Origin of the sequence: Deinococcus sp. Arct2-2, from assembly GCF_004801315.1 — a bacterium.
Classification (GTDB): Bacteria; Deinococcota; Deinococci; order Deinococcales; family Deinococcaceae; genus Deinococcus.
On record NZ_SSNW01000032.1, the window covers coordinates 1 to 21,895 of the forward strand.

At 63.6% G+C, this 21,895-nt stretch carries 22 protein-coding genes; 7 read left to right on the forward strand and 15 right to left on the reverse strand.

What is annotated here, in order from left to right; translation table 11 throughout:
• The first annotated feature begins 277 nt into the window (after nt 1-277).
• From E7T06_RS22095 to E7T06_RS13425, 3 genes are read left to right on the forward strand one after another with little or no spacing between them, the layout of a single operon-like run.
• A complete protein-coding gene (locus E7T06_RS22095; RefSeq protein ID WP_276605572.1) occupies nt 278-400 on the forward strand; it encodes a hypothetical protein in 123 nt (40 codons plus the stop codon).
• The gene (locus tag E7T06_RS13420; RefSeq protein WP_136366294.1) at nt 397-1,242 is read left to right on the forward strand and encodes a CoA ester lyase; all 846 of its coding nucleotides are present in this window, start codon (nt 397-399) and stop codon (nt 1,240-1,242) included. The genes E7T06_RS22095 and E7T06_RS13420 overlap by 4 nt, the downstream gene beginning before the upstream one ends.
• Nucleotides 1,206-2,189 (forward strand): carbohydrate kinase family protein, encoded by a 984-nt coding sequence (locus E7T06_RS13425; protein ID WP_240741057.1) that lies wholly within the window; start codon nt 1,206-1,208, stop codon nt 2,187-2,189. The genes E7T06_RS13420 and E7T06_RS13425 overlap by 37 nt, the downstream gene beginning before the upstream one ends.
• Before the next feature lie 123 nt (nt 2,190-2,312).
• Here the strand turns inward: E7T06_RS13425 and E7T06_RS13430 are convergent, their stop codons facing one another.
• Nucleotides 2,313-2,999 carry a DNA-3-methyladenine glycosylase gene (locus tag E7T06_RS13430; RefSeq protein ID WP_136366295.1) on the reverse strand — a complete coding sequence of 229 codons (687 nt, stop codon included), beginning with the start codon at nt 2,997-2,999 and terminating at the stop codon, nt 2,313-2,315.
• A gap of 111 nt (nt 3,000-3,110) precedes the next feature.
• On the opposite strand from E7T06_RS13430, the gene E7T06_RS13435 reads away from it, so the two are divergent.
• Nucleotides 3,111-3,596, forward strand: a complete 486-nt coding sequence (locus E7T06_RS13435) for a YbaY family lipoprotein (RefSeq protein ID WP_168733533.1) — start codon at nt 3,111-3,113, stop codon at nt 3,594-3,596.
• Nucleotides 3,597-3,636: 40 nt separating this feature from the next.
• Here E7T06_RS13435 and E7T06_RS13440 read toward each other — a convergent pair whose 3' ends face one another.
• From E7T06_RS13440 to cdaA, 9 genes are all read right to left on the reverse strand, one after another.
• Entirely contained in the window at nt 3,637-4,971 is a 1,335-nt protein-coding gene (locus tag E7T06_RS13440) for a GH1 family beta-glucosidase (RefSeq protein ID WP_136366297.1), read from the reverse strand.
• An 86-nt stretch (nt 4,972-5,057) separates the two neighbouring features.
• Nucleotides 5,058-5,702 (reverse strand): phosphate signaling complex protein PhoU, encoded by a 645-nt coding sequence (gene phoU, locus E7T06_RS13445; protein ID WP_136366298.1) that lies wholly within the window; start codon nt 5,700-5,702, stop codon nt 5,058-5,060.
• Between the two features lie 139 nt (nt 5,703-5,841).
• Nucleotides 5,842-6,822, reverse strand: coding sequence for an ATP-binding protein (locus tag E7T06_RS13450; protein WP_136366335.1), 981 nt, complete (start codon nt 6,820-6,822; stop codon nt 5,842-5,844).
• A complete protein-coding gene (locus E7T06_RS13455; RefSeq protein WP_064015659.1) occupies nt 6,819-7,508 on the reverse strand; it encodes a response regulator transcription factor in 690 nt (229 codons plus the stop codon). Before E7T06_RS13455 ends, E7T06_RS13450 begins: the two co-directional genes overlap by 4 nt.
• A 555-nt stretch (nt 7,509-8,063) precedes the next feature.
• A complete protein-coding gene (rsfS, locus tag E7T06_RS13460) occupies nt 8,064-8,522 on the reverse strand; it encodes a ribosome silencing factor (protein WP_136366299.1) in 459 nt (152 codons plus the stop codon).
• On the reverse strand, nt 8,519-9,970 hold the full coding sequence (locus E7T06_RS13465) for an LCP family protein (RefSeq protein ID WP_240741058.1): 1,452 nt from the start codon (nt 9,968-9,970) through the stop codon (nt 8,519-8,521). Before E7T06_RS13465 ends, rsfS begins: the two co-directional genes overlap by 4 nt.
• Before the next feature lie 71 nt (nt 9,971-10,041).
• Nucleotides 10,042-10,725 (reverse strand): bis(5'-nucleosyl)-tetraphosphatase (symmetrical) YqeK, encoded by a 684-nt coding sequence (gene yqeK / locus E7T06_RS13470; RefSeq protein WP_136366301.1) that lies wholly within the window; start codon nt 10,723-10,725, stop codon nt 10,042-10,044.
• Nucleotides 10,726-11,078: 353 nt separating this feature from the next.
• Nucleotides 11,079-12,101, reverse strand: a complete 1,023-nt coding sequence (locus E7T06_RS13475; protein WP_136366302.1) for a CdaR family protein — start codon at nt 12,099-12,101, stop codon at nt 11,079-11,081.
• 213 nt (nt 12,102-12,314) lie between these two features.
• On the reverse strand, nt 12,315-13,130 hold the full coding sequence (gene cdaA, locus E7T06_RS13480) for a diadenylate cyclase CdaA (RefSeq protein ID WP_136366336.1): 816 nt from the start codon (nt 13,128-13,130) through the stop codon (nt 12,315-12,317).
• Nucleotides 13,131-13,465: 335 nt separating this feature from the next.
• Here cdaA and E7T06_RS13485 point away from each other — a divergent pair, with 335 nt between their 5' ends.
• Entirely contained in the window at nt 13,466-14,200 is a 735-nt protein-coding gene (locus tag E7T06_RS13485; protein ID WP_136366303.1) for a metallophosphoesterase family protein, read from the forward strand.
• A gap of 276 nt (nt 14,201-14,476) precedes the next feature.
• Here E7T06_RS13485 and E7T06_RS13490 read toward each other — a convergent pair whose 3' ends face one another.
• Complete coding sequence (locus E7T06_RS13490; protein ID WP_136366304.1) at nt 14,477-15,277, reverse strand: VC0807 family protein; 801 nt, start codon at nt 15,275-15,277, stop codon at nt 14,477-14,479.
• Nucleotides 15,278-15,406: 129 nt separating this feature from the next.
• On the opposite strand from E7T06_RS13490, the gene E7T06_RS13495 reads away from it, so the two are divergent.
• Entirely contained in the window at nt 15,407-15,811 is a 405-nt protein-coding gene (locus E7T06_RS13495) for a hypothetical protein (protein WP_136366305.1), read from the forward strand.
• Between the two features lie 77 nt (nt 15,812-15,888).
• On the opposite strand, the gene E7T06_RS13500 is transcribed toward E7T06_RS13495, so the two are convergent.
• From E7T06_RS13500 to E7T06_RS13515, 4 genes are all read right to left on the reverse strand, one after another.
• Entirely contained in the window at nt 15,889-16,329 is a 441-nt protein-coding gene (locus E7T06_RS13500; protein ID WP_136366306.1) for a hypothetical protein, read from the reverse strand.
• 222 nt (nt 16,330-16,551) lie between these two features.
• A complete protein-coding gene (locus E7T06_RS13505; RefSeq protein WP_136366337.1) occupies nt 16,552-17,856 on the reverse strand; it encodes a S41 family peptidase in 1,305 nt (434 codons plus the stop codon).
• A gap of 311 nt (nt 17,857-18,167) precedes the next feature.
• Nucleotides 18,168-19,253: a M20/M25/M40 family metallo-hydrolase gene (locus tag E7T06_RS13510; protein WP_136366307.1), complete on the reverse strand. Its 1,086-nt coding sequence runs from the start codon at nt 19,251-19,253 to the stop codon at nt 18,168-18,170.
• Nucleotides 19,254-19,579: 326 nt separating this feature from the next.
• On the reverse strand, nt 19,580-20,005 hold the full coding sequence (locus E7T06_RS13515) for a hypothetical protein (RefSeq protein WP_136366308.1): 426 nt from the start codon (nt 20,003-20,005) through the stop codon (nt 19,580-19,582).
• 244 nt (nt 20,006-20,249) lie between these two features.
• On the opposite strand from E7T06_RS13515, the gene E7T06_RS13520 reads away from it, so the two are divergent.
• Nucleotides 20,250-21,671 carry a DR2241 family protein gene (locus tag E7T06_RS13520; RefSeq protein WP_136366309.1) on the forward strand — a complete coding sequence of 474 codons (1,422 nt, stop codon included), beginning with the start codon at nt 20,250-20,252 and terminating at the stop codon, nt 21,669-21,671.
• The last annotated feature ends 224 nt before the right edge of the window (nt 21,672-21,895 follow it).

Sequence of the window (21,895 nt, forward strand, 5' to 3'; positions counted from 1 at the left end):
CCACAACAACCCCACGCCGCCTGACACGCGATTGGGGTAACCGTGGAAACTCTTGTTCTATGCACTTTTCGTAATTCAATGGAGTCGCTTTGGCAAGAAACTAGAGTGACGCCCTGACGCGGGGCGGGGGCGCTGCAAGCTGTCCCAGTCCCACAGGTGGAGAGGGCAACAACAGAGATTTGGAACTTGCTTTTGCCTTTTCTTAGACCCTTCGACCCTAGACCCTTAGACCTTGCCCCCTCGCCTCCAGTTCATGCCGCCCCGCTACACTGCCCGCATGCCCCGCCCCTTAACGTTCCTGCTGGCCCTGCTGCCCTTGTTGCTGGCCTCCAGCGCGGCTCGATCTGCCCGCAGAAGCCCCAGCAAACGCGCCGCCCGTCTGCACGCTCAAACCAAATGACTGCTCCTGCTCTGTGGCGCTCTGTCCTCTATGTTCCCGGCGACAAGCCCAAAGCCGTAGAAAAGGCGCGGGGGCTGGAGGCCGACGCCGTTATTTTGGACTTGGAAGACGCGGTGGCCCCCGAAGCCAAAGCACAGGCGCGGGAAAATGTGCGGCTGGCGCTGCGGGCGGGTGGCTGGCGCGTGCCCGTGCTGGTGCGAGTAAACGGACTAGGCACCGAACACGAACATGCCGACCGGGAAATGGCGTTGCTGTCGGGCGCGGCAGGGCTGGTGCTGCCCAAAACCGAGGACGCCCGCGCCGTCGCCGCGCTGAGCTTGGGCCTGCCGCTGTGGGCCATGATCGAAACGCCCGCCGGGGTGCTGAACGCCGCTGCCATTGCCGCCGTACCGGGTGTGGCGGGCCTGTTGGTGGGTGCAAACGATCTGGCCCGCGTCCTGCGAACCGAGGCCCACCCCGAACGGTGGCCCCTGTTGCACGCGCTGTCTGCGGTGGTGCTGGCCGCCCGCGCTGCCGGAAAAGTGCCGCTGGACGCCGTGTTCAACGACATTACCGACACGGACAGTTTTGCCCGCGAGTGCGCTCAGGGCCGGATGCTGGGCTTTGCGGGCAAAACGGTGATTCATCCGGGCCAGATTGCGGGGGCCAATGCCGCTTACGGCGTCACGGAGGAACAGGCCGCCGAAGCCCGCGCCCTGTTGGATGCGTGGGAAACCGCCCGTGCAGAGGGCAAAAGCGTGGCCACCCACCGGGGGGCACTGGTGGAACAGATGCACGCAGACGACGCACGGGATAACCTGACCTTGTGGGCACAGCAGACGCAACCGAAATCAACCTCTTGACCGCTCCTCCCCTGCCGCCCGCCCGCGTGGTGGTGGTGGGCGGCGCGAACGTGGATTTGAAGGCCCACACGTTGGCCCCCGTTATTTTGGGCACAAGCAATCCGGGCCTGACCACCCAAACGGCAGGCGGCGTTGGCCGCAATATTGCCGAGAATCTGGCGCGGCTGGGCATAAATGTGTCGCTCGTCAGTGCGGTGGGCCGCGACTATTTGGGCGACGCACTGCTGGCCGATTCCAAAGCGGCGGGCGTGGACATGCGCTTTGTGATGCGGGTCAACGACCAATTGACGGGCACGTACATGGCAACCCTCAACCATGAGGGCGAATTGCTGGTGGCCGTGTCCGATATGACCGTGCTGAACGTGCTGACTCCCACAACGCTGCATGACCGCCGGGCCGTGCTGCGCGGCGCGACGTGGGTGGTGGCCGACGGCAACCTCAGCGAAGCCACCCTCAATCATCTGATGACGCTGGCCGCAGAAGCAGGCGTGCCCGTGGCCTTCGAGCCGGTGAGTGTGCCCAAAGCCCTGCAAATCCGCTCCTCTGTGGCCGCCGGACTCCCGCCGCACACCATCACGCCCAATCTGCTGGAACTCGGCGCACTCGTAGGCCGCACCGTGCCCGACGTGTTGGCCGATATCCGGGCCGCCGCAGAAGAACTACACGCGCAGGGCATTCATACCGTGTGGGTGCGGCGCGGGCAACTGGGGAGCCTGCTGTCTGTGCAGGGAAGCCACACCGAATTGCCCACCATTCCCGCCAAAGTGGCCGACGTGACCGGAGCCGGAGACGCGATGCTGGCCGCTTACCTTGCTGCGCTGCTGGCAGGTGCGGCCCCCACCGAAGCCGCCCGACAAGGCCACGCCGCCGCCGCCCTGACGGTTGAAAGTACCCATACGGTTTCGCCGACGATGACGCGGGGAGCGGTGTTGGAGAGGCTGGGCTAGGAACGTGGGAGGTGGAACGTGGAGCGTGGGAAGGGCGCAGGTAAGCAGAAAGATCAAGGTTTTGGTTCTGAACTTTGGGAACCCCTTTAGAGATTCATTTCACATCTCCACGATCCACGCGCCTTACCCCGCCACCGGTTCTCCGCCCCCCTTGACCCGGTGATTTTCCGCCCACACGTAGCGGGCGGCCAGCGTCCTGTACGGTGCCCAGCTCTCCAGCACCTCGGCGGGCGGCGTCTGCGGGTGCAACCTCGTCAGCCCTTGCCTCAGCGCGAGGTCGCCCATGCTGAATACGTCGGGGCGGGCCAGCGCGAACATCAGGAACATTTCCACCGTCCAGCGGCCTATGCCGGGCAGAGGAATCAGGGCAGAAATCACGGCTTCGTCGGGCAAAGTGGACAGGTGGGCAAAATCCACCCGGCCATCCAGCGCAGCGGCGGCCAACGCCTGCACGGTGCGGACTTTGGCCCAAGAGAGTCCGAACGAACGCAAGGTTTCGCCCTCTGCGGCAAGTAAAGCTTCGGGCGTGACGGTGGCCGGAACGCCAGTCTCAGCATCCGGTTCACCCAGTGCCGCCTGACCCAACGCCGCCACCAGTCGCCCATGAATACTGGCCGCCGCCTTCACGCTCAGTTGTTGCCCGTTGACACTGCGAATGAGCGTGCCAAATGGGTCGGACGTAGGCGCGAGTACAGGCAGGTCGCCCACTTGAGCGATGACTTGGGCCAACAGCGAATCACGCGAGAGGTGCACCAGGGCCGCCGCGTGGTCGGTGAGGGGCAGATCGGGCAGCGGGGCAAGGGCAGACATAGCCGTATTGTGCCGGGCAACAGAGGGCAAGCTATACAGGGCAGGCCAAAATGCAACCAGTCTGAACCCCAAGTCATCTTCCCATCACATTCATCAGGTATGGATAGAAGCATGAACCGTTCACGCTTACTTGCTGCCCTCGCCGCCTTGCTGCTGGCGGGAGCCTCGGCCCAAACCAGCACCGTCGGCGGCATGACCATTACGCGCTCGGCCCCGGTGATTCGGCCCGCCGCTGCCGCCCCTGCCAGTGCCAATTCCAGCATTCCGGCTGGCTGGCGCGAGTTGCGCGGGCAAGTGCTGACGCCCAGCCGCATGGCCCTGCCCGCAGGCAGCACGGTCACGGTGGTCATCGAAGACGTGTCTTTGCAAGACGTGGCCTCGCGCCAATTGGTCAAGATTCAGTTCGCCGCACCGCGCCTGCCCGCTTCGTATCAGATCGTGTACAACCCGGTGCGCTTTTCGGCCAGCCGCAGTTGCGCGGTGCGGGCCACCGTGACCGATAAGAACGGCAAGCTCTTGTACGTGACCGATACGCGCACCGAACTGCCGATGACAAGCCGCGCCGTGCTGGACGTGAAGGTGATCCGGGTTCGCTGAGGCTGGAGCGTGGATCGTAGAGCGTAGGAAGGGCTAAAGATTATTGCTCGATTCGCCGTTTCAGCCAGTGAAAACTGTCTTTGGGCGTGCGCTCCTGCGTCTCAAAATCTACGTACACCAACCCGAAGCGCTGCGAATACCCTTCGGCCCACTCAAAGTTGTCCATCAGGCTCCACGCGAAGTAGCCGCGCACGTCGGTTCCTCCATCTATGGCGGCAGCCACGGCGTCTAGGTGGGCCTCGTGGTAGCGGCTGCGGGCCTCGTCGCGCACCCGGCCATCTATCAAGACATCGGGCTGAGAACAGCCGCTTTCGGTGACGTAGATGGGCGGGCAGTCGTCGCCATAGCGGGCCTTCAAGTCGGTCAGCGTTTGCGTGAGGGCTTCGGGCACCACCGACCAGCCGAAGTGGGTGCGCTCGCGGCCCGGCACGCCTTCCACTTTGGCTCCAAACGGAGACTGCGGGTCGGCGGTGACGTGATCGGGCTGATAATAATTGACGCCCAAGAAGTCCAGCGGCGCGGCGATGGTGGCGAGGTCGCCGGATTGAATCAGGTTCAGGGCTTCGGGCGCGTGGGCGTTGACCAGTTCCAGCACTGCCGCCGGGTACTCGCCGCGCAGGAGGGGATCGGTGAAGAGATGGTTGTGCAGCGCGTCCAGTTGGGCCGCCGCCTGATGATCGGCGTCCCGGTCTGTGGCGGGCCACGCCGGGGCGTAGTTGTTGGCGATGCCCACCTGCCGCGCTCCGGCTTCCCGCAAGGCCCGCACCGCCATGCCGTGTGCTAACAACTGATGGTGAGCCGAAGCAAAGCCGCCCGCCAGCCCCAACTGATGCCCCGGCGCGTGAATCCCCAGCATGTAGCCCAACGCCATCACCACAAACGGCTCGTTGAGGGTCATGAATCCGGCGGCGCGGTCGGCCAGTTTTTCGCCCACCGCAAAGGCGTAATCTTCAAATCGGTGGGCGGTGTCGCGGTTCAGCCAGCCGCCGTCGTCTTCGAGGGCTTGCGGCAAATCCCAGTGAAACAGCGTGGGCCAAGGCTGAATGCCCGCGTTCAGGAGTTCGTCGGTGAGAGCGTCGTAAAAGGCCAGTCCCGCTGCGTTGGTGCGCCCCCTGCCGTCTGGCTGCACCCTCGGCCACGCCACACTAAAACGGTAAGCGGTGAGGCCCAGTTCCTTCATCAGCGCCACGTCTTCTTTGTAGCGGTGGAAATGATCGCAGGCCACGTCGCCCGTATCGCCGTTCTTGATGCGGCCCGCCGTATGAGAAAAGATGTCCCAGACGCTTGCGCCGCGCCCGCCCTCCTGCACGCCGCCTTCTATCTGATAGGCCGCCGTCGCCGCTCCCCACACGAATCCCGCCGGAAGATCGCTCATGGGGTTCAGGGTAGCGCGGCGAACGGGAGAATGAAAAACCGCCCAATGAAGGACGGCGATTCTGTGGAGTGCGGTGTTCTTTCGGCTTACGCTTCCCGCTGCCCCGTGACCCAGTACCGCACGCGCTCGGCGATGTTTTCCATGTGATCACCCACGCGCTCTAGACTGCGGCCCACGCGCATCAGCATCAGGGCCTTAGAAATGTTGCGCGGGTCTTCCAGCATGTACGTGACCAGTTCGCGCTGAATCTGCTCGTACAGGTCGTCTACCTCGTCGTCCATGCCAATCGTCGCTTCGGCGCGGGTCACGTCGCGGTCTGCGAGGGCGGTGCGGAGATTCTGGCTCATTTCGCCCAACCGTTCCAGCATGCGGGCCAAATTCACGTAGCGCTTGAGGGCTGGAGCCTGCGCCAACTCCGAGCCGTCTTTGGCAACGTGAACCGTGTAATCGCCCATGCGCTCTATGTCGCTCAGGCTTTTGAGGATCAGGGCCACCATTCGCAGGTCGCGGGCCACCGGCTGATGCAGGGCGATGATTCGCAGGCATTCGGCCTCGATCTGGGCTTCCTGCGCGTCTACTTCGCGGTCAAGGGCGCGGATTTCCTCTAAGCGCTCGGTGCGCTCGTGGAGCAAGATGTCGGCGGCCACGGGCAACATACGCTCTACCGTGCCCAGCATATTCAGTGCGCCGTTCAGTACAGCACGGAGGTCAGATTCGAGGGCTTCACGCATAGGGGAACTCCTGAGCAGCAATCCGGTGGAGGCCGGAACAGTAGGGAAAGAGGGAGAGCGGGGGCGGGGCAAGGCGAAACGAAGCGCCGTATGAGAGAAAACTTACCATTTGGCGGGGCAACTCCGGGTCAGGGTTGCGTCAGCCGATACCTGCCACCCCCGGCAGGGTAAAGCAAAAAGCGTTCTGCTGGCCTTCGCGCTCGGCCCAAGCTTGCCCGCCCCAGCCATGCACGATAGAGCGCACGATGTACAGGCCCATGCCGCTGCCCTGCCCGGTGGCCCCCTGCCCGCGTGTATGGGCGCGAAACAGGTTCTCGGAATCCGAGATGGCGGGGCCGTGATCCAGCACCGCCACTTCTATCCATGTGCCGCGCTCGGCAGTCCGAACTTGAATCGGTTGCCCATTGGGGCCGTATTTCAGGGCGTTTTCGATCAGATTCAGCAGCACTTGCAGGAGCTTGTCGGGGTCGGCCCGCACGAGGTGGTCTTGCCCAAAAGTCAGGGTGGCCTGCCGCGCACTCAGGTCGGTGCCCAGCAGGCGTTCGGCGCGGGCAAAAGCTTCGGCCAGTGGCAGAGTGCGGGCGCGGGTAGGCCGGAAGCCTACGGCGAGGTCTTCCACGAGGCGGGCCAGTCGCTCGGTTTCTTGCAACCCTTGCCGCACAAAATTTTGGGCGAGGTCGGTGGGCATATCGTATTCCAGCGCCTCCAGCACACCGCGTAGGGCGGCAACGGGGGTGCGGAATTCATGTGACAGCACAGCGGTGGCCTCGCGCAGTTCAGCTTCGCGGCGGCGGTGCTCGGTCACGTCTTCCACGATCAGGGCGCTCTGCACGCCGTCGCGGGTGGCGGTGCATCGCAGGGTACGCCCACTCACTTCCAGTTCCATTTCGCCGCCACGCTCTGCGAGGGCTTCCAGCGTATGCCGCCGCACGATTTCCAGCACCGGGCGGCCAGCGGCGCGGTCTTGAGGCACCCCCCACAAGCGGGCGGCGGCGGCGTTCACGCGGGTCACATGCCCCGATTCGATCAGCAGCACGGCCTGCGGCAAGGCGTCCAGCCAAGCGCCCTGTGTCGGATCGCCTTGGGTTGAACCGCTTTCTGTCCGGGCCTGCGGGGTCATGCGGCGTCTGTCCATGGGCGCATCCGGTAGCCTTTGCCGCGCACCGTTTCCAGAAAGTCGGGCCGGGTGGGGTCGTCGCCCAAGTGCGCCCGGAGCTGCGTCACATGCTGATCCACCGTGCGCTCTCCACCGAGGAAATCTGCGCCCCACACGCGGTCTAGCAGTTCTGTGCGGGAGTAGACCCGGCCCGCATGCTGGGTCAGGAAGGCCAGCAGATCGAACTCGCGGCGGGTGAGGTTCAGGCGTTTGCCACCCATCCGGGCTTCTGCGGCGCTGATGTCGACGGTCAGGGGGCCGTTGGTCAGGGTTTGGGGCGTATCGGGCAAGGTGCGGCGCAGCAGGGCACGCACTCGCGCCACCAATTCTGCGGCGCTAAACGGTTTGGTCAGGTAATCGTCTGCTCCCGATTCCAGCCCTTCTACCCGTTCGGCTTCGGCGGCGCGGGCGGTGAGCATCAGCACAGGCAAGCGCCGCAGTTCGGGGTCGCCCCGCAGACGGCGCAGAAATCCCAAGCCGCTTTCTCCGGGCAGCATCCAGTCCAGCACCAACGCGTCGGCCTGAGCCAGCGCCTCTTCGGTGCCGCGTGTGGATTCAAAAGCGGTGACGCGCAGGCCTGCCCGTTCCAGATGAAAGCGCAGCACGTCGCGCACCGTGCCCTCATCTTCAATTACAACCACGTGGCTCATTGCCCTCATTCTGCCGTGTCAGGTCAGGCGGGTGTCAGGTGGGGGGATTTCAATGGTATGACGGGCAGTTTAAGGGTCTAGGGGCGGAGAGTCTAAGGAGGGGCAGGTAGGGCAATCGCTGGCGCTCACTCCCCCTCCCGCTGTTGCACAGCGCCCTCCCCCGCAAGGGGGCGAGGGAAATAAAACACCGCACTGCCACCCCACATCGTCCCCGCCCCATCCGTGTGAGGCCCCAAGGTGCGTGCAACGCGCGGGCCAATTCCATGTCCAAAATAACTGGCAATTCCGCTTCAAGTGAACGATTCAGCCGAGTCGGGATGCAACAAGATCAATCCTGCCGAGTGCAACGACAAACTCCCCTGCACCCTTTGGGGCCGGGGGCTGGGGGGTGGGGGGTGGGGAAAGGCGTGGCAGCAAGGGAGAAAAAAGAGATCAAGCAGGTCTTTTCGTTAACCTTCAGACCACACCACAAAAAGCCCGCACGCCTACACCGCCCCAACAGAGGCAATGCAGGCGCACGGGCCAGAATAATTGAGCTTTACCTCAGATCAGCCCTTACTCGGCCTGAGCAGAGTCGTTGGAGTCGGCTTGCATGGACTCGGCCTGCGTGGTTGCGGTCACGTTGGCCTCCGGATCGCGGGGCGCTTCGGCAAATTCCAGCTTGCGGGCGTCGCTCCACAGGCCTTCTAGGTCGTAGTAGTCGCGGGCGTCTTTGGTCATGATGTGAACCACGATGCCGCCGCCGAAGGCCAGCAACAACCAGCGTTCGCTGGGGCCTTCGACGCTGGGACGGGGCAGGCCAGCTTCCTGCGCCTTTTGCCGCACATTTTCCTGAATGGCGTTCAGTTGCAGGCCAGCCGTGGCGGTGCAGATAATGAAGTATTCAAGGGTAGAAGACACGTCGGTGAGGTCAAGAACGACGACATCTTCGGCGCGGCGTTCGCGGGCGGCGTCCACGATGGCGCGGAGTTGGGTCTTGACGGTCTGTGCAGAGTGCTGTGATGCTGAATTCATGGGTTCTCCGTGATGCTGCGTGCCGCCGTAAGGGACACTGTTTCTAATTGATTTCCGGTCTGGCCTGCTCCAGTTTGCCCTGTTCCAGTCTGCACTGCTCCAGTTTGCCCTGTTCCGGTTTGGCCCGTGCCGCTCTGATCAACACCCGTGCTACCGGGAGTCGTCTGGGCGGGGCCATCCGGATACGCATTCAGTGCCGCGAGGGTTTCGCGGGCGTCCGTTCCCAGCAGGATACCGATTTCTCCAGCCTCTACGGGGAAACGCTCACCTTGCAGGCGGGGGAGGCCCAAAGTATCGGCCAACTCACTGGCGGCCCGCACGTCGCTGCCTGTAAAGACCTGACTGGCTTCGGGGCTGGCTGGCACGGCTTCTGTGGTCACGGCGGTGTAGCCCAGCGCCGCCAAAGCGCGGGCCAACCGGGGGCCGAGTGTGGCTCCACTGGCGTCCTCTATTCGGATGCTGACTGGGCGTACAGTCCCTGCCACGTTCGGCGCAGCATTGCCCCACACCTCGGCCAGCCTTTCACGGTTCACGGCCAGATTGAACGATCCGCGAATCTCGTCGGTGGGCAAGGTGGCAAAAGTCAACTTGAGCTGGGGCAGATACGGCAACAAGGTGGGCAACAGGTTGGGATCGGCGTTGGTTTCTACACCGTTGCCGATGCCGCCCAGAATGGTGGGCAGGGCTGCCAGCCCTTTGGCCGATTTCAGGCGCGAGGCCAGTTGCGTGAGGGCCTGTTTTTGATGGTCTATGCGGCCCCAGTCGTCGCCAAAGCCTTTGCGGACGCGCAGGAACAGCACCGCCGTCGCGCCGTCCAAGTGGTGATTTCCGGCGTCCAGTTTCAGGTTCACGCCTGCCGCTTGGTCTATCCATTCAATCCCGCCCTTCGGCACGGTCACGTCTAAGCCGCCCAGCGCGTCTATCACGCGGGCCACGTAATCGGTTCGCACGATCACATGGGCGTCTACGCGCTCGCCCGTAATTTCCTCTACCGCGCGGGTCAGCCCTTCCGGCCCCTCGGCCCAGTAACGGCTGTTCACCTTCTGGGCGGCGGGCGAACCCCGGTAGTTGTAGTCGCCCACGTTGGTGTCGCGGGGAATGTTCAGTACGCTGACCCGTCCGGCGTCCACCTTCACCAGCATCAGGGTGTCGGTGTTGGGCGGCTGAATAATGCCTGTGCGCTGCTCCTGATCTTTGCAGGGCTGGCGGTAATAGCAGTACACGATGTCGCGGCCCGCCAGCAGCAACGTAAAGTGCGGCGCACTGCCCGCCACCAGCGCACTGGCCGGAGTATTGGCCCCCGGAGAACTGAGGACAGCCACGCCGCCAAGCGCCAAAGCCGCCAACGACAGCCCAAACGCTTGCAATGCCCTCAGCCGGGCCAACGGGCGGGGGTTGCCGGGTACATCAGACGGGGAATTAGGCGGCAACAAACTCACGCCCTCCAGCATAGCCAGTGGGCATGAGGGGCGCTGTTAGGCATACGACGCAACGAGGGTCGGAACTCACGACGCCGCATTCACGAAGCGGGACGACTGCGGCGCAGGGAAAGCCGGGGAGTCTGCACCTCGGCACTACAGGAATCGGCGGCTGGGGCACTGGCAGAAGCAGTATTGCCGTGATCGACCCGTACCAGCGGCAGCGCGTAGTAGGCCTGCAAAGTGCGTGGATGAACCTGAATGCCGCGCCCCTGAAGGTAAGTGACTTTGGAGGCGATAGCGCGGTGCAGGGCAGCGTCAAGGTCACACAGCGCCAATTCGCGGATGTCTTCGTTCACGCCGCGTCCGGGTTCCGACACATCGGCGACGTACACGCAGGCCGACACCGAATTGCCGCCGCGTGGCCCGGTGGTGTGGTCTTCTACGGCTTCCAGCACTACCAAATCGCGGTAGCCCCAGCGCTCCAGCAGGGTACGGGCAGCGCGGCCATGCAGGGCCAGCGGGTGCGCGGCGTCTATGGGGTGTTCGGGCGGCGCGAGGCGCAGGAGTTCGGCGTCGGGAAGGTCACGGGCGATGTCGTGCAAGATGCCCGCCGCATAAGCACGCGATTCGTCGAGGCCGTTGGCACAGGCAATTTGGCAGGCGAGTTCTGCAACCCGCAGGACGTGCTGGTAACGCTTGGGGCGCACCATCAGGCGAACGCGGTCTTCCCACCCGACCAGATCGGCGAGGGGGTGACGCGGTTGGGGCAGTGCGGCAATCATGCGCGCATGTGGACAAGGCTCCACACCATAGAGGCGAGTATACGCCACGCTTAGGCGCTTAAGCTGACGCAAAATATGGAATCGGTTCCATCTAGAGCGGGATTTTGGGGCGTCGTCGTTGGGTGGGGGGTTGGTCTAAGGGTCTAGGGTCTAAGGGCGGGTCAAGGGCAATCGCGTTGCTCACTCCCCCTCACCCCGCTCCTGCGGAGCGCCCCTCTCCCACAAGGGGCGAGGGCTAAAATCTTTTAGCTCCTCACCCTTGAGGGGGGAGGCTGGGAGGGGGTGAATGAGCGCCAGCGATTGCCCTTGCGCCCTTCCTTAGACCCTTAGACTTCCCCCTTCCTCTCCCCCATTCACGGCGCATCCCCATTCCCCGTACCACTCACAGGCGGGCGGGCCGCTGGGATGGGCACTACCCGTTCCACCGTCAAGCGCACACTGACTTCCTCTAGCGCCTGCGCCCCAGCCGGGATTTTGAGGGTCACGGGCGCGGTGTAGGTTCCCACGCGGTAGGTCACGCTGCCTGCGGCCTCGCGGAGTCGGCCCAGCAGTTCGGGGGCGGCCACCACGCGCACGGTGCTGGGCTGAATACTGACCGCCGTGACCCGCAGGCCCGCCGGGGCGTCGTTCAGCACGACTCTCAGGCTCTTCACGGGCAATTCTCCGGTATCTATTCGGCGCACGGTGACGCTGGCGGGGCTGGTCTGCACGCCTTCGACTGGGTCACCCTTTTCGTCTAGGGCAATAAGTTTCACTTCACTGGCTTCTCCGGGCAGCAAGGGCGCGGGGCTGGTGATCAGGCGGCGCACGGTGGCTACCACACGGCCCGCACCGCTCACGGTGGCCTGCGCGGGGGCCACGTCGTAGCGCAGCAGGCTGGTGTCGGACGGAGAAGCCACGCTGAGGGTAATGGCAAGGGTGCGGGTCAGTTGGGCATCGACAAAGCCCTGCACCCGCTCGGGCGCTTGCCGCCGCAATGTGGTTCCGCCGGGAACTTGTACGGCAATCGGGCGGTTGAAACTGCCTTCCGGCACGCCCGTCACGTCGACTACCGCTTCAATCGTTTCGCCGCTCAGTTCGCGCAGGCGTTCCGGGCGGCCCGATAAGGTTACGCGCACGGTGCCGGGGTTCAGGTCACTGGTGGCGCGGCGGGTTTGGCCCCCGGTGGTGTCGCGAACAGTCACGGGTACGTCAAACCCCTGCTCCACATTGGCGCGGCGATCTGCGGTTGCCACGAACCACAACGTCAGCGCCACCACCAACGACAGCACTTTGGGCAGCAGATTGTGAATGACCCGGCCCCACACGTAGCGTGGCCTGAGCCAGCGCTGGGCCGCACTCCACAAGCCGCCGTCATGACTGTTACTGCCGCTCATGCGCTTGCCTTATTGATTCCTGCACAACTGAGCAACGTCCAGACTTGACGGTTCCGGGCGAACCCCCCCGTTGCTTCGCAACGCCCCCCCTTAGAGGGGAGGACAAAAGCTGTTGCGCTCCCCTTGAGGGGGGCTGGCTGCGAAGCAGACTGGGGGGTTCACCCACAAGTTCAATCTCCACAAAGTGTTGCCAAGCCGAGCAAGAGTCAATCATCATGCTCTCTCCGGGGGCAGGGCGTCATCGGGTTCGGGGGGCGCTTCTCCCTTGCGGCGGGGGGGCGACGAATCGGGTTGATCGTAGACCAGCGTCCGCAACTGCTCGCGTAGCTCGGTGCCGTTCAGGTCTGGCCCCAATCGGCCCCCCAGCGCAATTCTCATGCTGCCGCGTTCCTCACTGGCTATCAGCACCACCGCGTCGGTCAGCTCCGACAGCCCGATGGCCGCCCGGTGGCGCGTGCCGTAGCGCCGATAAGTTCCGTCTCCAGCCTGAAGGGGAAACAAACAGCCTGCCGCCACTACCCGCGATCCCTGCACGATCACGCCGCCGTCGTGCAGCGGGGCGTTGCGGGCAAACAGGGCTTCCAAAAAAGGCACGCTGACCACCGCATCTAACCGCACGCCCGTATCGGCGTATTCACCCAGCGGCGTGCGGCGTTCTATGGCAATCAGCGCCCCGGTTTTGCGCTCGGCGAGGCGTTCCAGCGCCCGTGCGAGGTCTTGCAGGGCCGCCCCGCCGCTGGCTTCCCGGCCACGTGGCCGCCCCACCCGCTCCAGTGCCCCGCGCAATTCGGGCTGAAACAACACGATCAGGGCAAACAAGCCCACCGTGCCCGCCCGCCCCAAAAGGTAACTGAGGGTGGTGAGGCCCAACAGTTGCGCCGCCACCCACACGCCCGCAAACACCAGAATGCCGCGCACCACGTTCACGGCCCGCGTGCCCACCACCAACATATAGGCCTGATACACCAAAAACGTGACCAGACCAATGTCCAGCACATCACGGGCACTCAGGGAACCGAGGGGCGGCACGGGCGTTGACGACTCCTTCCCGCCGCAGCACCACAAATGCGGGCTGGGCGGCACGGCACCTACTATACAAGCCAATACCGCACGGCTGAGTCCGGGCAGGATGTGAACGGAGCGGCCCGTACCTTCGTCCTGCTCTCAAAACGTAGCTCATTGCTGAGTGGGCGTCAGCAAATCACTTTGGAATACATCCCACATTTTTCGCCGCCGGAGTGGAAGGGCGGACGTGAGAAAGTCTGGATTCTAGGTTGCTGAGGCGCACCAACCCTAATCTTTATCTTCCGTTTCTCTTTAGTTTTGCCCGGTACGGTACAGAGGGGTAGGCTAGACTGCCCGCCATGATGCGCCTAGCCATTCTCGCGGACTTGCACGCCAACTTGGCGGCAACACTGGCAGTCCACGCAGACGTGCAGCGGCGCGGTATTTCTGAAGTGTGGGTATTGGGCGACCTCGTGGGCAAAGGCCCGCGCCCAAAGGAAGTGGTGGAGTGGACTCAGGCCCACGCCTCACGCGTGATTCAGGGCAACTGGGACGCCCGCGTTGCCGGGGCCACCAACCGCCCCCAAGACCTGTGGCCGCGCAGCCGCCTCACGCCGGGGCAGCTGTCTTACCTAGGAGCCTTGCCCTACGGCATAGAGGAACAGTTCAGCGGCGCGTGGTGGCGGTTTGTACACGCCAGCAGCCGGGGCCTGTTTCACCGCCTGTACCCGCACAGCAGCCTTGCCGAGCAACTGGACGCCTTTTTGCCCAACAGCCAATACGGACTGGCCCAACACGCCGACGCCCTCGTGTACGCCGACGTTCACGAAGCCCTGATGCTGGATGTGGAGGGCCGCCCGCTGATCAACTGCGGCAGCGTGGGCAACCCCCTCGACAGCACTCTCCCCTGCTACCTGATTCTGGAATTCGACCCACACAGCCCCGCCCACAGCGCTACTTTTGTGCGCCTCACCTATGACCGAGACGAAGAACTCGGCGCGGCAGAAGCCAGCGGAATGCCGTTTACGCGGGAATACATGGCGGAGTTGCTGACCGGGGCGTACCAGAAACGGCGGGCCAGAACGGGGGAGTAGAGCGCCAAATTAATCCAGCGCCTCAAAAAAACCGCCCCAGCCTTCCTTCAAGCTGGGGCGGAACACTCCTGCTCAGTCTTAGAGCGTGTTTATAAAGTTCCGTTGAGTTTGCTCAGAAGCCTAGAAACGCCGTAGAACTGGGGCTGTTGCTCCCTCTCCCCTTGCGGGGGACTCGCAGAGCTGCGGAGCAGGGGGCTGGGGAGGGGGGAGGTGAGCGGAGCGAATGCCGTTCTACACGCGACCCATCGAAACTGGCGACCCTTTATAAACACGCTCTTACGCCCGCAACTCCCCCTTCTCGCGCATGGCCTGCGTCAGTTTGGCGGGTTCGAACAGGTTGGCTCCTTCGCCGTAGCGGGCTTTCACGGCACGCTGCACCAGCCACACGGCGGCAAACACGCCCAGCAAACTCAGGGCCAACGACGGCACCCGCATCAGCGCATTCACCTCGGCAATCTGGGCATTGAAGGCGTCCGAGCCGAACTTGGCGACCACGCGGGCATAGTTGACCACGCTATTGATGACGCCGCCGATCAGATCGAACAACGCGAAGACGACTGTGCCCAGCGCCAAAGCCTTATGAACGGCGGGATCGCGCATGGCCTGCTGGGTGGCGGCGCGGTGTTCCGGCGTTTCACCGATGGTGGTGGCATCGAGAAACACGCGGAACAGGGGCACGCTGGTGGCCGCCGAGATCAGAAACAAAATGCCGGTGAGGTAGGAGCGGGCGCTGTCCTTGATGGCGTACCAGAAGCCGTCGACGTACCAAAACGCCAATGCGCCGCTGAAAATTGCGCCCGCACCGCCGATCAGGGCCACCGGACTCACGTTGCGGTTGACCAACAAATCCCACAGCACGTAGGCCACCGGAATCAGGGCGGCCAGCAGATAAGAGCGCACGTTGCCTGTGGTGCCGCCGCCAAACACGGTGTCGGACACGCTGACGCCGCTGCCGAGAATATTGGGACTCAGAATCAGAATTGGGATGAGCAGGGTAAACACCAAATCCCAAACGGTTTTGGGAACTCGCGCCCGCGCTTTGGGGGGGGTGGCGGGCGAGGAGGCAGGATCAGTCATGGGGCCTATTCTCTCATTCCAGAATGAGGCGCGGCCAGAGGAATCCGCCCCCCGCAGTGTGGCGGCAGGGGGTCTGATAGCAGAGTGTGATGGCGGTTGGCCCCACTCACCTTGTACGCTAGAGCTACCATGAAACCAGTCGCGGCGTTGGTGGGTCTGCTGTTCGTGTCGTCTGCTCTAGCTTGCCCCGTCAAAAAGGGCTTTATTGCGGGCGGGCTGATGCCGATGCCTGCGGGGTACGCGCCCAAATGCGACGACTGGTACGCCAGTTCTAAAAAGGGGTTGCAGTCTTCGCTCGGCAGCGGCCAGAAGATGAGTTGGTTTGAGATGTACAGCGTGGACGCCAAAGCCCTCAACTTTGACAACCTAGTTACACAACTGACCAAGCGGGGCTACACCTTCGTCATGAAAACCGATTACGGCGGCGTTCTTGGGCGGCGACTGCGCGACAAATCGGGCCGTTTTCTGGACATAGCGGCCCGCAAGATGGAAGGCAACAAATATTTTGTCAGCCTGAGTCTGATTAAGTTTTAGCGGCGTCAAGCCTTACGCCAGCACAACCGCTGCCCGTCACTGAGACTTGGGCAGCGGTTGAGTAAAAACAAGAAAGGCTAGGCGGCGCGTTCGCTGCGTTCGGCCTGCACCAACACGCGCAGCAAGGCGCTCAGGGGATCGAAGGCGCGGGCAGAGGCCACGATCATGCCGCCGTGCAAGCTGGCTTCATAGACGCTCTGATCGCCATTCTCATCGAATTCGTTGGCGAGTTCTAGGCGTACCCGGTGATTGCGGCGGGCGGCCCAGTGCATCAGATGAAGCAGCAAATTGGGCGAATCGCCGCGCAACCACTGAATATCTTGGGTGCCGTGCGCCACCGACAGATGAATGCGGGGCTGGTCGGGAATGCCACTTTCGGGAATACTGCGGTATCCGGCATAAAAATTCTCACTGCCCGTTGCAGCCACGCGGTGCAGTGCGCCCATTTCTGGGGCGGCAAGAGCGCGTAAGTCAGGAAGGAGCGTGTCCACAAGGGCCATGCTGTCAGGCGCAGGCAAGTGGGGGCTGTGTAGTTACTCACATTGCCGTCCGGCCTGCCGCCCAAAGTCGGCCTTTATCTGGCTGTAAAAAACCGGTGGGTCAGACCTGCGAAATACAGTCTGCCTCACGTTTGGGCGCAGGTCATCAGTCTTCATCTAATGGGGTGACTGCTGGCTTTTGGCTGCGACTCCCCCCATTAGGGGTGTAGTGCCGTTAAGGGTGGAGTCGCAGGCGGGCGCTTAGGGGCTGCCGGGTTGCCCGCGCTCCTGAGACAACACCGGAGCGCCGTCCAGCGCCTTGACCCCCAGATTCAGGAGTTCGTCTTCACCCTGAGTCAGCAGGCGGGTGGTGGCTTCGCTCTGCTCGTCGGCAATATCGGGGGTCAGGCGGGTGGGGTACGGCGTGCCGTCAGGTTTGGCGTAGTTCAGAATGGTCAGTTGCAGAGCGGCGTCTTCTCCGATGGGAAAGACACGGGTGGCGGTATTGCCCACGCCTGCCGTCGTTTCACCCAAAATCGGGCCACGCGCCGCGTTCTGAATCTCGAAGGCAAAAAATTCGCTGCAAGAAGCGCTGCCGCCGTCTACCAGCACCGACAGTGGCCCCGTCCAAAGCTGCGGATTGGTCACGATACCGCTGGTTCGTCCGGCCTCTACCCGCGCTCCCCGGCTGACCAGCGTGCGGCTGTTGCCCTCCGCGCTGCGGGCCACCCGCGTAAAGCTGGGCACAAAGGCACTGACCGCGCCGTCGCACTCGCTGAGGCTGCCGCCGCCGTTGCCGCGCAGGTCGACGATAATGCCCCGCACCCCCCGCGCCCGCGCCTCTCCCACCAGATCATGCACGCCCTGAGCCACGCCCCCGCCCGAAATAAAGGTAGGAATGCGGATCACGGCCACGTCTTGGCTACCGTCTGCGCTGGCTTGGTAGCTCAGGCGCGGCAAATCGCGGGTGCTGCTTTCCTGCGAGGTCAGGTTGACGACCCGCTCTAGGCCGCGTGTACTGACGCCGAGGGCAATGGGCCGCCCCGCTTCCCGCGCTGCACGCAGGGCGTCGTAGGTGTAGGGCTGACCGTCAATGCTGGTCAGGACATCGCCGCGCAGCAACCCGGCCCCTGCCGCCACACTGTTGGGCACGACTTCCAACACTACGCGCTGTTGGCCGTCCAGCAGGGCCAATTTCACGCCAAATTGTCTGCGGTTACCACCCGTAGCGCTGGCAACAAATTCCTGAAAATCTTCCGGGGTCTGAAAAAAGGTATGTTCGTCGTCCAGCGCGGTCATTTCAGCCTCTATGACCGGGTAAGACTTTTCGGCGGCGCAGTTGGTGGGGGTGGGCGCACATACGGCGTCTAGCCTGAGCTGATACTCGCGGGCAAGGCCCTCACGGTCTACTGGAGACAGGCCGCCATACGACGTTTGCAGCAGCAAGTTCACCTGATCGAATACCGCCTGAGCCGGAGACACCGAAGCCGCAGACTTAAACTGAGTGCTGGTGGCACTGCCCGGCCTGCCCACCTGCGACTGCGCCAGAGCGGGCAAACTGAACATCAGCGACAGAGAGAGCGACAGTTGAAGTGCTGAAGTGAGCGCCGATCTTGGGGCGCGTGGGATGCGGCGCTGCGTTGGCTTCATATTGACCCTTATTCTGCTCTGAACAGATGGGAAATGGGTGGGAAACAATCCCCACACAGGTTACAAAAAACCCGTGTGATTCGGTACTTTTTCAGATTGTGGGCCAGTGCCGAGCGGGAGGAAGGTGACTCGTTGACCCTCCGCCGAAATCTGTTCGGGACAGTGCGGCTGTTTAGGACAGTGCGGGTTACAGAGTACGGGTCACAGACCAGTCCGGCAGCGTCCAGCTACGGCAGTGGGCGGTGTTGGTACAACTCCACCATGCGGCGCAAAAAGCGCAGGCCCGGTGTGAGGCTGCTGTGCTGCACCCATTCGTCTTCGCGGTGAGCATTGCCGCCCCGGTACACGCCCACCGCAATAGCGGGCAAGTCGTGCGGCACAGCGGCGTTGGCATCGGTGCTGCTGGAGGCGAGGCGCAAATCCATGCGGCCTTCGCGGGCAGCTTCGTGGGCCATATCCAGCAGGGGGCCGGAGCGCAGGTCGCCGCCCGGACGGTCTCCGACCCGCTCTAGGCGCACATTCACGCCCGCTTCCCGCGCCGCACTGTGCAGCACGCCCTGAGCGCGGCTGTCGAGTTCGGCTAGGGCTTTGGCATCCAGCGAGCGCAGATCAAGAAGGAGTTCGGCGCTTCCGGCAATAGAATTGACGCTGTTCCCGCCCGACGCGAGGCCCACATTCAGCGTGGTGCGCGGCGTATTGGGACGGTGCAGGGCGTACAGACCCGCAATGGCGATGCCCAGCGCGTGCAACGCACTCGGAGCCTGATCGCCCCAAGAGTGGCCCCCCGGCCCGATAAATGTAGCCCGGTAGCGCCGCACGCCCACCGCCCGCGTGACCGCGATGCCCAAGTAGCCGTCTACAGCCACAAACGCGCCTAGTGAGGCCCGGTGCTTGGCAATCAAGTGCTTTGCGCCGCGCAAGTCTCCCAGCCCTTCCTCGCCTACATTGGCCGCTACCCAGAGGGGCCGCCGCAGGGCCACCGGTTGCGCGGCGTGCCCCGCCAGCAGCGCCGTGACCACCGCTAGGCTGGCGCTGTTGTCGCCTACTCCCGGCCCCACCAGCCGCGTTTTTTCGTCGCGCACCGTGACATCGGTGCCTGCCGCGAACACCGTATCTAGGTGGGCCGCCAGCAGCAGTGCGGGCTTTCCTTCTGTGCCGGGGGGCGTAATCCGGGTCAGCACGTTGCCCACTTCGTCGCGCTCGCAGGTAAACCCCAGCTCTTGCCAGAGGTGGGTCATCAGGTCGGCCCGCGCCCCCTCATCAAAGGTGGGGGCAGGCGTCTGCGCTATGCGCGGGAGGTACGACAGAGGCATTGCAGGCGATTCTAACGGGTGCAGGCGGGAAAACAGTAAGCCGCGTGGTCAGGCGTTGCGGGTTGCTTTAGGGAGGGGGGAGACAGGAAGGCGGGGGAACCTTCCGAGTCAGATTGAAGCCGCGTGTAAACCCCCCAGTCTGCTGTGCAGCCAGCCCTCCTCAACTTGCAAAGCTCCGCAGGAGAGGGGAGCGCAACAGCCTCTAGTCCCCACCTCTAAGGGGGGCGTTGCGAGAGCAACGGGGGGGGTTCACCTTCCAACCTGCTGACCCACACCCAACAAAAAACCCCCAACCACACAGGCTGGGGGCTAGAGTCAAGTGGTCTTCAGCGGCGCAGCATCTTGCTGCCGATCATGGCGGCGAGGCCCACCAGTCCGGCTTTCACCATCGGGTTGCCCAGTAAGCCGCCCTGACTAAAGGCTGCTTCGAGAGGGCTGCGGCCATCTTGGGCAGGAGCCTGAGCGGTGCGGGTAAAAGCGTCGGCGAGGTCGTTGGGATCGTCGGCCCGCACGCTCTGCACGGGGTTGGCACTACTCTGCACAATCGCGTCGCCCATCTGCTGGCGCTGATCAGGACTCATCTGGGTCATGTAGCCGCGCAGCAACTCGTCACGCTCCTGCGGGGTGGCGGTTTGCAGGTAGTCCTGAATGTAGGCGGCGGCTTCCTGCGGGCTGACGACGCCGTCTCCGTTGGTGTCGCGGGGGTCTAGGTTAGCCATCTGCTCGTGACGATCTTTTTGTTGAAAAAACATGGTGAAACCTCCTGAAGGGGTGCGGCCCTATATCCGACTAGCGGCGTTCGACTGGCTGCCAAACCACAGAGCACCGAGATAACTGTGTACGGCCTCTACGCTACGGAGCCGCCCGGTCAAATGGGTGAGGAGACACTAAGGACAAGCTTTACGCCGCCTGAACCTTGCTTGGGGTCGGTGTCCGAGCAATACGGCAGTAAGAGGGACAATTCGGCGCTCTGCACGGCGCTACAGTGGCGGGCGTATGCGTTCTCTCGTCCTGATCGGTCATGGTTCCCACCTCAACGGCGAGTCGGCAGGCGCGGTTTACCGGTATGCCGAACTGATTCGCGAGCGTGGCCTTTTTGATGAAGTGGTGGAAGGCTACTGGAAAGAAGAACCCTCTCTGCGGCAAGTGCTGAAAACCACCGCCAGCACCGATGTCACCGTGATTCCTATGTTTATCAGCGAGGGCTACTTTACCGAAACGGTGATCCCGCGTGAAATGGGTCTAGGACATCAAGGGCCAGTGCCGCCAGAAGGCGTAGCCCGCGTGCTGGGCGGCAAAACCGTGCGTTATACCTTGCCTTACGGCGTGCATTCCAGCATGGCCGACGTGATTTTGGAGCGGGCGCGGGAAGCCCTGCCCGATTTGGGGGAGGAAGGCACGCCGCCGACTGCGCTGGTAGTGCTGGGCCACGGCACGACCCGCAACGAAAACAGCAACCGCGTGGTGTACGAAAACGCCGAGCGACTGCGGCACAGTGGGCTGTTTTCGGAAGTCGAAGCCCTATTTCTCGATGAAGACCCCAAGGTGGGTCTGTGGCCCGAGCGGGTACATGCGCCGCGTGTGGTGGTGGTTCCTTTCTTCGCCTCCGAGGGCTGGCACACGCTGGAAACCATCCCCGAAGATATGGGCCTGACGGGGGCCGTGACCGAATTTCCGGAGAATCCTCACGGCCCACAAACTGTGCATTACGCCCGCCCGGTGGGCACACACGCCCGCATTGCCGAAGTGATTTTGCAACTGGCCGAAGAAGCACGCGGCACAGGCGGGCGCGGCGGCGATGAAGACCGGCTGCACGCCCAAGCGTGGGCCGCTTTCATGACGATGGCGCGGCGCGGAATGCGTGTGGGCGAAGTGCTGATTACGCCGCAACTGGGCATGTTCGAGGTACGCCACGCGCTGGATGAAGGCATTCCCGGCGGCGACCTGACCACCACCGTGACGCCCGAAGGCCTGCGCGACCAGACCCGCCGCGACGAAGGCGGCCACCACCGCCCGGTGCATACCCTCCGCAATCTGCCGCGTGGCTGGCGTGCCGTACTGAGTGAAGCCGACTTGCCTCGCGCCATGCACGCGCTGTATCCGGCGATTGTGGAAGAGGGCTACGCGCACCAGCAACACGCGCTGCGGGCCACGCCTTGGGCCACCACCGCCCGCCGCCAAACCGGAATCTATGCCAAGGTGCAAAAAGCCACGCCGGAACAGGTGGAGCATGTGGCCGAGGACGTGTGCAGCGGGTGCCTCCGCACGCGCCTGTGGGCCTCCGAACAGTTGCCGCGCACCTTCTTCGACGGTGTGCCGGGGGCCATTCCCTGTGCCGAAGCCTGCACCTACTTGGTGGCCGAAGTGCGTGAAGAGGTAAGTGGGAAGCGCGGGACGGGAGCGGGGCATAGCCACTAGGCATAGTCACTGAGGGAAGTTGAGCCGCGTGTAAACCCCCCGTTGCTGACGCAACGCCCCCCCTTAGAGGTGGGGACTAAAAGCCGTTGCGCTCCCCTCAAGGGGGGCTGGCTGCGCAGCAGACTGGGGGGTTTACACGCGGCTTTAATCTGACTTGGAAGGTGAACCCCCCCGTTGCTTCCGCAACGCCCCCCCTTGAGGGGAGGACCACAGCCTCTCCTGCT

What these genes read in the sequence shown, in the direction of transcription:
- E7T06_RS22095 (WP_276605572.1), top strand. Translation starts at nt 278, where the DNA reads ATGCCCCGCCCCTTAACGTTCCTGCTGGCCCTGCTGCCCTTGTTGCTG.
- E7T06_RS13420 (WP_136366294.1), top strand. Translation starts at nt 397, where the DNA reads ATGACTGCTCCTGCTCTGTGGCGCTCTGTCCTCTATGTTCCCGGCGAC.
- E7T06_RS13430 (WP_136366295.1), bottom strand. Translation starts at nt 2,999, where the DNA reads ATGTCTGCCCTTGCCCCGCTGCCCGATCTGCCCCTCACCGACCACGCG.
- E7T06_RS13435 (WP_168733533.1), top strand. Translation starts at nt 3,111, where the DNA reads ATGAACCGTTCACGCTTACTTGCTGCCCTCGCCGCCTTGCTGCTGGCG.
- E7T06_RS13440 (WP_136366297.1), bottom strand. Translation starts at nt 4,971, where the DNA reads ATGAGCGATCTTCCGGCGGGATTCGTGTGGGGAGCGGCGACGGCGGCC.
- phoU (WP_136366298.1), bottom strand. Translation starts at nt 5,702, where the DNA reads ATGCGTGAAGCCCTCGAATCTGACCTCCGTGCTGTACTGAACGGCGCA.
- E7T06_RS13450 (WP_136366335.1), bottom strand. Translation starts at nt 6,822, where the DNA reads ATGACCCCGCAGGCCCGGACAGAAAGCGGTTCAACCCAAGGCGATCCG.
- E7T06_RS13455 (WP_064015659.1), bottom strand. Translation starts at nt 7,508, where the DNA reads ATGAGCCACGTGGTTGTAATTGAAGATGAGGGCACGGTGCGCGACGTG.
- rsfS (WP_136366299.1), bottom strand. Translation starts at nt 8,522, where the DNA reads ATGAATTCAGCATCACAGCACTCTGCACAGACCGTCAAGACCCAACTC.
- yqeK (WP_136366301.1), bottom strand. Translation starts at nt 10,725, where the DNA reads ATGATTGCCGCACTGCCCCAACCGCGTCACCCCCTCGCCGATCTGGTC.
- E7T06_RS13475 (WP_136366302.1), bottom strand. Translation starts at nt 12,101, where the DNA reads ATGAGCGGCAGTAACAGTCATGACGGCGGCTTGTGGAGTGCGGCCCAG.
- E7T06_RS13485 (WP_136366303.1), top strand. Translation starts at nt 13,466, where the DNA reads ATGATGCGCCTAGCCATTCTCGCGGACTTGCACGCCAACTTGGCGGCA.
- E7T06_RS13490 (WP_136366304.1), bottom strand. Translation starts at nt 15,277, where the DNA reads ATGACTGATCCTGCCTCCTCGCCCGCCACCCCCCCCAAAGCGCGGGCG.
- E7T06_RS13495 (WP_136366305.1), top strand. Translation starts at nt 15,407, where the DNA reads ATGAAACCAGTCGCGGCGTTGGTGGGTCTGCTGTTCGTGTCGTCTGCT.
- E7T06_RS13505 (WP_136366337.1), bottom strand. Translation starts at nt 17,856, where the DNA reads ATGTTCAGTTTGCCCGCTCTGGCGCAGTCGCAGGTGGGCAGGCCGGGC.
- E7T06_RS13510 (WP_136366307.1), bottom strand. Translation starts at nt 19,253, where the DNA reads ATGCCTCTGTCGTACCTCCCGCGCATAGCGCAGACGCCTGCCCCCACC.
- E7T06_RS13515 (WP_136366308.1), bottom strand. Translation starts at nt 20,005, where the DNA reads ATGTTTTTTCAACAAAAAGATCGTCACGAGCAGATGGCTAACCTAGAC.
- E7T06_RS13520 (WP_136366309.1), top strand. Translation starts at nt 20,250, where the DNA reads ATGCGTTCTCTCGTCCTGATCGGTCATGGTTCCCACCTCAACGGCGAG.